Source organism: Cellulomonas sp. NPDC057328, assembly GCF_042667215.1.
In the GTDB taxonomy this organism is placed as follows: domain Bacteria; phylum Actinomycetota; class Actinomycetes; order Actinomycetales; family Cellulomonadaceae; genus Cellulomonas.
Genome location: NZ_JBHUZW010000136.1, coordinates 1 through 10,414, shown reverse-complemented (window position 1 = coordinate 10,414; position 10,414 = coordinate 1). Strand labels below are relative to the sequence as shown.

Genomic DNA, 10,414 nt, shown 5'->3' with positions numbered 1-10,414 from the left:
CCCCCGTCCGCGCTCGCGCGCGGGCCGGGGGCGGCGCCGTGGTCCTGCGGGTCGGTCGTCGTCACCAGCCGCGCTCGGCGAGGCGGTGCGGCACCGGCACGTCGTCGACGTTGATGCCGACCATGGCCTCGCCCAGCCCGCGCGACACCTTGGCGATGACGTCCGGGTCGTCGTAGAACGTCGTCGCCTTGACGATCGCGGCGGCACGCTCGGCGGGGTTGCCCGACTTGAAGATGCCGGAACCCACGAACACGCCCTCGGCGCCGAGCTGCATCATCATCGCGGCGTCGGCCGGCGTCGCGATGCCGCCCGCGGTGAACAGCACGACGGGGAGCTTGCCCGCGGTCGCGACCTCCTTGACGAGGTCGTACGGCGCCTGCAGCTCCTTGGCCGCGAGGTACAGCTCGTCCTCGGGCAGCGACGTGAGGCGGCGGATCTCGTCGCGCAGGGTGCGCATGTGCGTCGTCGCGTTCGAGACGTCGCCCGTGCCGGCCTCGCCCTTGGAGCGGATCATCGCCGCGCCCTCGGTGATGCGGCGCAGCGCCTCGCCGAGGTTCGTCGCGCCGCAGACGAAGGGCACCGTGAAGGCCCACTTGTCGATGTGGTGCGCGAAGTCGGCGGGCGTGAGGACCTCGGACTCGTCGACGTAGTCGACACCGAGGCTCTGCAGCACCTGCGCCTCGACGAAGTGCCCGATGCGGGCCTTCGCCATGACCGGGATGGAGACGGTCGAGATGATGCCGTCGATGAGGTCGGGGTCGCTCATGCGCGCGACGCCGCCCTGGGCGCGGATGTCGGCCGGGACGCGCTCGAGCGCCATGACGGCGACGGCACCGGCGTCCTCGGCGATCTTCGCCTGCTCCGGCGTGACGACGTCCATGATGACGCCGCCCTTGAGCATCTCCGCCATGCCGCGCTTGACGCGTGCGGTGCCCACCTCGCCGGCGGCGGCGCTGGGCTGGGTGTTCTCGGTCACTGCGGGCCTCTTCGATCAGGGTGCGGGACGCGACGCTCCGGGGCGCGCCCTCGAGCGCCGGCCGCCGTGGTCATGACGTCCCCATCCTAGTTCGTCGCGCCGGTGCACTACCCGCGCGTCCCACCGCCGCGCGCGGCGGCGCCCTCCCCCGGCCGGGCCAGCCCGGCGGGCCACGCGTCGTCGAGCTCGAGCGTGCGGGGCTCGCGCGCGTGCCCGGCCAGGCGCAGCGCACGGACGAGGAGCCCCCGGCGCACGCGCTGCGTCTGGGCGACCGCCTCGTTGTGGAACCGGCGGGCGAGCTGGACCCGGTACCAGGACGCCGCGAGGGCCTCGAGGAGCTCGTCGCCGCCGGGCTCGGCGGACAGCGCCGCCACCTCGTCGGGGTCGTCGAGGACCTCGTCGAGCGCCGCGCTGAGCTCGCTCTCGACCTGGCCACGGTCGGTCGCCGGCGCGGCACCCGGTGCCGGCGGGGCGTCGGCCGCGCCGTCGGCGCGCAGCAGCGCGCGCAGGTCGTCCGGCAGCAGACCTGCGGGCACGTCGCCGTCGACGCCGCTGGCGCTGAGCGCCGACCACGCCGCCTCGCCCACGACGACCGCGCTGGCCGGGTCGAGGAGCCCGCTCGTCGCGAGCTCCGCCGCGACGGTCGCGCGCCGCACGAGCTGCGCCTCGACGACCGCCCGCGAGGCGCCCACCTTGCGGTGCAGCCGGTCGAGCCGGCTGGCACGCACCCACACGAGCCACCCGAGCAGCGCGAGCACCACGAGGACGACCAGCGCGACGTCGGTCCACGCGCCGCCGCTCACGCCCGGCTCCGGCGCAGCTCGAGCAGACGGGCCCCGCGCAGCGACGACGGGTCCTCGCCGACGGGGGCGTCGCGGCCCGCGACCGCCATCTCGTACACGGCGAGCACCTGGTCGGTGACGGCGGACCAGTCGTACCGGTGCACGACCCGGGACGCGTGCTCCTGCACCGCGGCCCGGCGGTCGGGGTCGGCGAGCACCGACAGCAGCGTGCGCGCCAGGTCGTCGGGGTCGCCGGTGCGGAACAGCACGCCGGCCTCCCCGTCGTCGAGTACGCGCGTGAACGCGCCGAGGTCGCTCGCCACGACGGTGGCGCCCGCGGACATCGCCTCGACCAGCACGATGCCGAAGCTCTCGCCGCCGGTCTGCGGCGCGCAGTAGACGTCGACGGACGCGAGCAGGCGGGCCTTGTCCTCCTCGCTGACGCTGCCGAGCAGCTCGACGGCGCCCGCGCGGGGGCCGAGCGCCTCGCGCGCCTGCTGCTCACCCGTCTCGCCGCTGCCCGCGACGAGCACCCGCGCGCCGGGGTGGCGGTCGAGGACCGCGGGCATGGCGCGCAGCAGCACCGAGAGGCCCTTGCGCGGCTCGTCGAGCCGGCCGAGGAAGCCGATGGTCGGCGCGTCGGGGGTGCCGGTCCACCGGGGGTCCGGCTGCGCGGCGGCGAACGGCTCGACCCAGACGCCGTTCGGGATGACGACCGCGTCGCCGCCCATGTGCTCGACGAGCGTGCGCCGCGCGTCCTCGGAGACGGCGATGCGCAGCGAGATCTTCTCGAGCGACTGCCGCACGAGCGGGTACGCCGCCTGCAGCGACCGCGACCGCACGAGCGACGTGTGGAACGTCGCGACGACCGGGCCGTCGGCGATCCACAGCGCCAGCATGCCGAGGCTCGGCGTCACGGGCTCGTGCAGGTGCAGCACGTCGAACTCGCCCGCGGCGAGCCACCGGCGCACGCGGTTGGCCGTCACCGGGCCGAACGTCATGCGCGCGACCGCGCCGTTGTAGCGGACGGGGACGGAGCGCCCGGCGGCGACGACGTACGGCGGGACGGGGGTGTCGTCCGCGGCCGGCGCGAGCACGGAGACCTCGTGGCCGCGCGCGATCAGCGCCTCGGCGAGGTCCCGGACGTGGAACTGCACGCCGCCGGGGACGTCGAACGAGTACGGCACGACGATGCCCACGCGCAGGGGGCGTCCGGCCCCGGTCACGGCGCCTCCTCCGGCGCGAGGGCGGGCGAGGCGATGGAGGTCGCGGCGGGCACGGCGGAGGCCGCGGCGTCCGCGCGCACGGCCGCGTCCCGCGCGGGGTCGAGGTCCTCGACGAACACGCGCTGGAGCATGTGCCAGTCCTGCGGGCGCGCGTGGATCGCCGCGCCGAGCGCCGTGACCCACGCCTGCGTCGCGGCGCGCACCTGCTCGCCGCGCGGCAGGTCGACGGGCACGTCGACGGCGGGCAGGAAGGAGATGACGATGCCCCACGGGCCGCCGGCGGCGCGCCGGCGCGCGCCGCTGAGCCGCTCGTACGTGATCGCGGTCGGCACGAGCGGTGCACCGCTGCTCACGGCCAGCGCCGCCGGGCCAGCCGCGACGCGCGCGCGGTGCCCGAGGAGGTCGACCTCGACGCCCTTGGCGGTCAGGTCGCGGTCGGCCAGCAGCGGCAGGAGGCCCGGGCCGGTGCGCACGACGCGCGTGAGGCGGCGGAACACGTCTCCGCCGCCCGTCAGGGGCACGATCGTCAGCCCGATGCTCTCGCGGAAGGCGGCGAACTCCTGGAACAGCTCCTCGGGCTCGAGCCGCTCGGCGACGGTGGTCACGTGCGCGAGGTGCGTCGTCGCCCAGGCGCCGGCGAGGTCCCAGTTGCCCATGTGCCCGAGGGCCAGGACGACCTGCCGGCCGGCGTCGAGGTGCGGCTGCACGTGCTCGCGCCCCGTGGCGCGCACGCGGGCGGCGACCTGGTCGGGCGTCAGCGCGCGCAGCGTGAACGCCTCGCCGAAGTACCGCAGGTACGAGCGCATGCCGGCGCGCGACAGCCGGCGCAGCGCCCGGCCGTCGAGGTCGGGGCGCACGCGCGCGAGGTTGGCCTCGAGGCGCCGCACGCCGCCCCCGCGACGCAGCCACGTGACGTCGGCGGCGGCGGTGGTGAGCGCGCGGACGACCGGCCCGGGCACGCGGTGCCCGTACCGCCACGCGAGCTGGTAGGCGCGGGCGACGTCGAGGCTCACGGCGTCACCCCCGCGCGCACCTGGCGGCGGACGGCCGCGACGCGCTGCACGACCGTCACGGCCGACGCGACCGCGAGCAGCGCCAGCACGACCGTCATGACCACGGTCGGCGCGCCCAGCCCGACGACGAGCGCTGCGAGCAGGACGGCGAACAGCCGGTCCGCCCGCTCGGCGATCCCGCCGCTCGCGGTCATGCCGAGGCCCTCGGCGCGCGCCCGGGCGTAGGGCACGACCGAGCCGAGCACGAGGCACACGAGCGCGAGCAGCGCCGTCGTGCGGTCGTCCCCGCCCCCGGCGAACCACACGACGAGACCGCTGAAGACCGCCGCGTCGCCGAAGCGGTCGAGCGTGGAGTCGAGGAACGCGCCCCACGGCCCGGACCGTCCCGCGCGGCGCGCCATGACGCCGTCGAGCGAGTCCGTGAGCGAGAAGACGGCGATGACGAGGGCCCCCACGGCGAGGTGCCCGGTCGGGAACGCCCACAGCGCGGTGACGACCACGCCGAGCGTCCCGACCACCGTGACGGCGTCGGGTGAGACGCCGGCGCGCAGCAGCGCGTCGGCGAGGGGCGTCCACAGGCGCGCCATGGCGCCACGCAGCCGGCTCAGCACAGGTCCGTCACTCCCCCGCGGCCGGCCACGCCGCGGCGAGGCGGTCGCGCGTGTCGGCGAGCAGCTCGGGCAGCGCGCGGGTGCGCGCGACGATGGGCAGGAAGTTCGCGTCGCCGCCCCAGCGGGGGACGACGTGCTGGTGCAGGTGCGCCCGGATGCCCGCGCCCGCGACCTGGCCCTGGTTCATGCCGAGGTTGAACCCCTGGGGCGCGGACACGGCGCGCAGCACGCGCATCGCGGTGCGCGTGAGCGCGGCCACCTCCGCGACCTCGTCGTCCGTCAGGTCCGTGTAGTCCGCGACGTGGCGGTACGGGCAGACGAGCAGGTGGCCGCCGTTGTACGGGTACAGGTTGAGCACGACGTACGCGACGGTGCCGCGCGCGACGACGAGGCCCTCCTGGTCGCCCAGGCCGGGGGCGCGGCAGAACGGGCAGCCCTCCCCCGCCGCGTCGTCGGCGGGCTTGTCGGCGCCGCCGATGTACGCCATGCGGTGCGGCGTCCAGAGCCGCTCGAACCCGTCGGGGACGCCGGCGAGCCCGCCGGCACCCTCGACGTCCAGGCCGTCGGGCACGTCCACGGCTCAGACCTGCACGCGGTCGCGCACGGCGGCCACGATGCGCTCGACCGCCTCGTCGACGGGCACGCCGTTGTCCTGGCGGCCGTCGCGGTAGCGGAACGAGACGGCACCGGCCTCCGCGTCCTCGCCGCCCGCGATGAGCACGAACGGGATCTTCTGCGTGCTCGCGTTGCGGATCTTCTTGCCGAAGCGGTCGTCGGACCGGTCGACCTCGGCGCGGATGCCCTCGGCCCGCAGGCGCGCGACGACCTCGTCGAGGTACGGCTCGAACGGCTCCGCGACGGGCACGGCGAGCACCTGCACGGGCGCGAGCCACGCGGGGAACGCACCGGCGTAGTGCTCGGTGAGCACGGCGAAGAACCGCTCGATCGAGCCGAAGAGCGCGCGGTGGATCATCACGGGTCGCTGCCGCGAGCCGTCCGGCGCCGTGTACTCCAGCTCGAACCGCTCGGGCAGGTTGAAGTCGAGCTGGATCGTCGACATCTGCCAGGTGCGGCCGATCGCGTCCTTGGCCTGCACGGAGATCTTCGGGCCGTAGAACGCGGCGCCGCCCGGGTCGGGGACCAGGTCGAGGCCGGACGCCTCGGCGACCGCGCGCAGCGTCTCCGTCGCCTCCTCCCAGACCTCGTCGGAGCCGACCGACTTCTCGGGGTTGCGGGTCGACAGCTCGAGGTAGAAGTCGTCGAGTCCGTAGTCCTTGAGCAGGTCGAGGACGAAGGTGAGCAGGCTGGTCAGCTCCTCCTGCATCTGCTCACGGGTGCAGTAGATGTGCGCGTCGTCCTGCGTGAAGCCGCGGCCGCGGGTCATGCCGTGCACGACGCCCGACTTCTCGTACCGGTACACGGTGCCGAACTCGAACAGCCGCAGCGGCAGCTCGCGGTAGGACCGCCCGCGCGAGCGGAAGACCAGGTTGTGCATCGGGCAGTTCATGGGCTTGAGGTAGTAGTTCTGCCCCGCCCGGCGGACGTGCCCGTCGGCGTCGCGCTCCTCGTCCAGCTGCATGGGCGGGTACATGCCGTCGGCGTACCAGTCGAGGTGCCCCGACAGCTGGAACAGCTGCTCCTTGGTGATGTGCGGGGTGTTCACGAACGAGTACCCGGCCTGCACGTGCCGGCGGCGGGAGTACTCCTCCATCTCCATGCGGATGATCCCGCCCTTGGGGTGGAACACCGACAGCCCCGAGCCGATCTCCTCGGGGAAGGAGAACAGGTCGAGCTCGCTGCCGAGGCGGCGGTGGTCGCGGCGCTCGGCCTCGGCGATGCGCTCGAGGTACGCCTTGAGCTCGTCCTTGGTGGGCCACGCGGTGCCGTAGACGCGCTGCAGCTGCGGGTTCTTCTCGGACCCGCGCCAGTACGCGGCGGCCGAGCGGGTGAGCTGGAAGCCGTTGCCGATGAGCCGGGTGCTCGGCAGGTGCGGGCCGCGGCAGAGGTCCTGCCACACGACCTGCTCGCTCTCGCGGCCGGCGCCGCGCACGTTCTGGTAGATGCTGAGCCCGCCCAGGCCGACCTCGACCGACGCGCCCTCGGCGGCGTCCGACGCGGAGCCCTTGAGCCCGATGAGCTCGAGCTTGTACGGCTCGTCCGCGAGCACCTCGCGGGCCTCCGCCTCCGTGACGTCCCACCGGCGGAAGGTCTGGCCCTCCTTGACGATCCGGTTCATGACCTTCTCGAGGGCCTTGAGGTCCTCGGGCGTGAACGGGGTCTCGACGTCGAAGTCGTAGTAGAACCCGTCGGTGATCGGCGGGCCGATGCCCAGGCGCGCCGCCGGGTTCACCTCCTGCACGGCCTGCGCGAGCACGTGCGCGGCGGAGTGCCGCAGCACCGCGAGCCCGTCCGGGGAGTCGATCGTGACGGCCTCGACGCTCGCGCCCGCGGGCACCGGCAGCGCCAGGTCCCTGAGCTCGCCGTCGACGCGCACGACGACGACCTCGCGGCGGTCGCCGAACAGGTCCGTGCCCGTCGTGCCCGCCTCCACCTGTCGTGCGACGCCGTCGACGGTGAGGTCCATGAGTTCGGGCACGGGTGCAGGCTCCTTGTCGTGCGCCCGCACCGCGGTGGCGGCGGGTCGGCGGTCGCCGACGCGGGCGGGTCGATGCTACCGACCCGGCTCCGCCGGGCCGTACGGATACGTGTGCTCAGCGCAGGCGCTCGGGAACGCGCGCCTCGATCTCGGCGAGCCACGCGGCGGCGCTCGCGTCGGACGGCATGCGCCACTCGCTGCGCGGCGACAGCGTGCCGCCGGCGCTCACCTTCGGGCCGTTCGGCAGCGCGGACCGCTTGAACTGGTGCGCGAAGAACCGGCGGACGAACACCTGCAGCCAGTGCCGGATCTCGGCGAGGTCGTACTGCGCGCGCCGCTCCTCGGGGAAGCCGGGCGGCCACGTGCCCGCCGCGACGTCGTGCCAGGCGTGCCACGCGAGGAACGCGATCTTCGACGGGCGGGTGCCGTGCCGCAGCACCTGGAAGAGCGTGAAGTCCTGCAGCGCGTACGGGCCGACGACGTCCTCGGTGCTCTGCATGCGCTCCCCCTCGCGCGCCGGCACGAGCTCGGGCGAGATCTCCTGGTCCAGCACGCGCAGCAGCACCGCGTTGGTGGCGTCGTCGAAGTGCCCCTCGCCGACGACCCACCGGATGAGGTGCTGGATGAACGTCTTCGGCACGCCCGCGTTGACGCCGTAGTGCGACATCTGGTCGCCCACGCCGTACGTGCACCAGCCCAGCGCCAGCTCCGACAGGTCGCCGGTGCCGAGGACGATGCCGCCGCGCTGGTTCGCCGCCCGGAACAGGTAGTCGGTGCGCAGGCCCGCCTGGACGTTCTCGAACGTGACGTCGTAGACGTCGGCGCCCTCGCCCGCGGGGTGCCCGAGGTCGGTGAGCATCTGCAGCGCGGCGGGCCGGATGTCGACCGTCTCGTACGTCGTGCCGAGGGCCTCCATGAGCGCGAGCGCGCTGCCCTTGGTCGTCTCGCTCGTCGCGAACCCCGGCATGGTGAAGGCGAGGATGTCGCTGCGCGGGCGGCCGAGCCGGTCCATCGCCCGCGCGGCGACGATGAGCGCGTGGGTGGAGTCGAGCCCGCCGGACACGCCGATGACGATCCTCGGGTCGCCGATCGAGCGCAGCCGCTGCTCGAGCGCGGAGACCTGGATGTTGTAGGCCTCGTAGCAGTCGAGCGCGAGCCGCTCCGGGTCGTCCGGGACGAACGGGAAGCGGTCGACCGCGCGGCGCAGGCCGATGTCGCCGGTCGGCGGGTCGAGCTCGAACCGGACCGTCCGCCGGTCGCCGCCGGCCGGCGCGAGGCCGAGCGCGCGCCGGTTGTCGTCGAACGTGCCCATGCGCAGGCGCTCCTGGCGCAGCCGCCCGAGGTCCACGTCGGCGACCGTGAGCAGCGCCCCGTCCGGGAACCGCCCACCCTCGGCGACCATCTCGCCGAGCTCGTACACGAGCGTCTGCCCGTCCCACGACAGGTCGGTGCTCGACTCCCCCTGGCCCGCCGCCGCGTACACGTAGGCGGCGAGGCAGCGCGCCGACGCGGACCGCACGAGCAGGCGGCGCTCCTCGGCGCGTCCCACGGTGACCGGGCTGCTCGAGAGGTTCGCCAGCACCGTCGCGCCGGCGAGGGCGGCCGTCGCGCTCGGGGGCACGGGCACCCACATGTCCTCGCACACCTCGACGTGCAGCACGAGGTCGGGCACGTCCGTCGCGGCGAACAGCAGGTCGGTGCCGATCGGCGCCTCCTGGCCCGCGACCGTCGTCGTGCCGCGCACGTCGTCGCCCGGGGCGAACCACCGGCGCTCGTAGAACTCGCGGTACGTGGGCAGGTGCGCCTTGGGCGCCACGCCCAGCACGCGCCCGCGGTGCACCACGACGGCCGCGTTGAGCACGCGCGTGCCGTGCACGAGCGGCGCCCCGACGACGAGGACGGGTCGCAGGTCCACCGACGCCGCCACGACCTCGCGCAGCGCGCCCTCGACCGCGTCGAGGAGCGTGTCCTGCAGGAGCAGGTCGTCGATCGCGTAGCCCGACAGGCACAGCTCCGGGAAGACGGCGACGGCCACCCCGTCGGCGTCGCATCGCCGCGCGGCGTCCAGGACCGCGGCGGCGTTGGCGGCCGGGTCCGCGACGCGCACGGGCACCGTGCACGCCGCCACGCGGGCGAATCCGTGGGCGTAGGCGGAGAGGAAGTCCACGTCCGGGAGTCTTCCACGCGGGTGCGACGGCGCAGGTCGAGGGCCTGGAGCGGCGCACGGCCGCACCCGGCGGCGGTCGTGCGGCGGTCGTCGCGCGGCCGTCGCCCGGGACGACGACGGCCCCCGACCGGTGAGGTCGGGGGCCGTCGGAGCGGGTGGGCGATACTGGGTTCGAACCAGTGACCTCCTCGGTGTGAACGAGGCGCTCTACCACTGAGCCAATCGCCCGCTGCGGAAGCCCGTGGGCTGCTGCGGTGCACGATGCTAGCCGACGTCGGGGCGTGTTGGCGAAACGCGGCCCGCACGCAGCCGGCGGCACGCGCCGGCCGCCCGGGGCGACGCCCGTCGGGTCTGCCGTCCGGACGGTGACGTCACTCTGGTCACGTGCGTCCCACGGCACTAGCCTGCGCGAGGGACGGTGGGGGGACCGTGGCGCCCGCCGCGCGTCCGGGCGGGTGAACTGTGTGCGCGGACCGGTCCAATCGGGCATGTGGCCTGCCATGATGTGATCTCCGAGCCCCGGCGTGGGCGCCAGTCACCAGGAGGACCCGATGACGGATTCGTCGTACGACGTCGTCGAGGTCGTCGCCATGCAGCTGATCGGGTCCGACGCGAGCGTCATCCCGGTGTCCGCGGAGCTGTCGTTCCGCACCACCGACCCCTACACCGTCCGCGCCGTCTTCACCGGCGCGCACACGATGTCGACGTGGCTCCTCGGCCGCGAGCTCCTCGCGCAGGGCGTCCACGCGACCGCCGACGCCCCCGCGGGTGACGGCGACGTCCAGGTGTGGCGCGACGACGACCCGGACTACACCCTCGTCTCGCTCAGCGGGGTCGAGGGCAGCGCGCTGCTGGCGGCGCCGACCGAGCCGCTCGTGCGGTTCCTCGCCGCGACCGAGTCGCTCGTCCCCGTCGGCTCCGAGTCCGACCGCATGGAGGGCGAGATCAGCGCGCTCATCGCGGCGCTGCTGACGGCCTGACCACCCGCACCACGACCACGGCCGGTCCCGCCTCGGCGGGACCGGCCGTCGTGCGTCCGGGAC

General features: G+C 74.8%; 9 protein-coding genes and 1 tRNA gene. 1 reads left to right on the top strand and 9 read right to left on the bottom strand.

The features are described 5' to 3' along the window. Window positions 1-61: 61 nt before the first annotated feature. From pdxS to ACFUMH_RS17080, 9 genes are all read right to left on the bottom strand, one after another. On the bottom strand, window positions 62-976 hold the full coding sequence (pdxS, locus tag ACFUMH_RS17120) for a pyridoxal 5'-phosphate synthase lyase subunit PdxS (protein WP_378208409.1): 915 nt from the start codon (window positions 974-976) through the stop codon (window positions 62-64). Window positions 977-1,083: 107 nt separating this feature from the next. Next, a complete protein-coding gene (locus ACFUMH_RS17115; RefSeq protein WP_378208407.1) occupies window positions 1,084-1,779 on the bottom strand; it encodes a hypothetical protein in 696 nt (231 codons plus the stop codon). Beyond that, on the bottom strand, window positions 1,776-2,963 hold the full coding sequence (locus ACFUMH_RS17110) for a glycosyltransferase family 4 protein (protein ID WP_378208413.1): 1,188 nt from the start codon (window positions 2,961-2,963) through the stop codon (window positions 1,776-1,778). Before ACFUMH_RS17110 ends, ACFUMH_RS17115 begins: the two co-directional genes overlap by 4 nt. A 17-nt stretch (window positions 2,964-2,980) precedes the next feature. Then, on the bottom strand, window positions 2,981-3,997 hold the full coding sequence (locus ACFUMH_RS17105; RefSeq protein ID WP_378208404.1) for a phosphatidylinositol mannoside acyltransferase: 1,017 nt from the start codon (window positions 3,995-3,997) through the stop codon (window positions 2,981-2,983). Next, a complete protein-coding gene (gene pgsA / locus ACFUMH_RS17100; RefSeq protein ID WP_378208402.1) occupies window positions 3,994-4,608 on the bottom strand; it encodes a phosphatidylinositol phosphate synthase in 615 nt (204 codons plus the stop codon). The genes ACFUMH_RS17105 and pgsA overlap by 4 nt, the downstream gene beginning before the upstream one ends. 7 nt (window positions 4,609-4,615) lie before the next feature. After that, the gene (locus ACFUMH_RS17095; RefSeq protein ID WP_378208400.1) at window positions 4,616-5,185 is read right to left on the bottom strand and encodes an HIT family protein; all 570 of its coding nucleotides are present in this window, start codon (window positions 5,183-5,185) and stop codon (window positions 4,616-4,618) included. Window positions 5,186-5,188: 3 nt separating this feature from the next. Further along, complete coding sequence (gene thrS / locus ACFUMH_RS17090) at window positions 5,189-7,192, bottom strand: threonine--tRNA ligase (protein ID WP_378208411.1); 2,004 nt, start codon at window positions 7,190-7,192, stop codon at window positions 5,189-5,191. Between the two features lie 127 nt (window positions 7,193-7,319). Beyond that, a complete protein-coding gene (locus ACFUMH_RS17085) occupies window positions 7,320-9,371 on the bottom strand; it encodes an NAD(+) synthase (RefSeq protein ID WP_378208397.1) in 2,052 nt (683 codons plus the stop codon). A 156-nt stretch (window positions 9,372-9,527) separates the two neighbouring features. Next, window positions 9,528-9,599: transfer RNA gene (locus ACFUMH_RS17080), tRNA-Val, on the bottom strand. A 323-nt stretch (window positions 9,600-9,922) separates the two neighbouring features. Here ACFUMH_RS17080 and ACFUMH_RS17075 point away from each other — a divergent pair. Beyond that, entirely contained in the window at window positions 9,923-10,351 is a 429-nt protein-coding gene (locus ACFUMH_RS17075) for an SsgA family sporulation/cell division regulator (RefSeq protein WP_378208395.1), read from the top strand. Window positions 10,352-10,414: the final 63 nt, after the last annotated feature.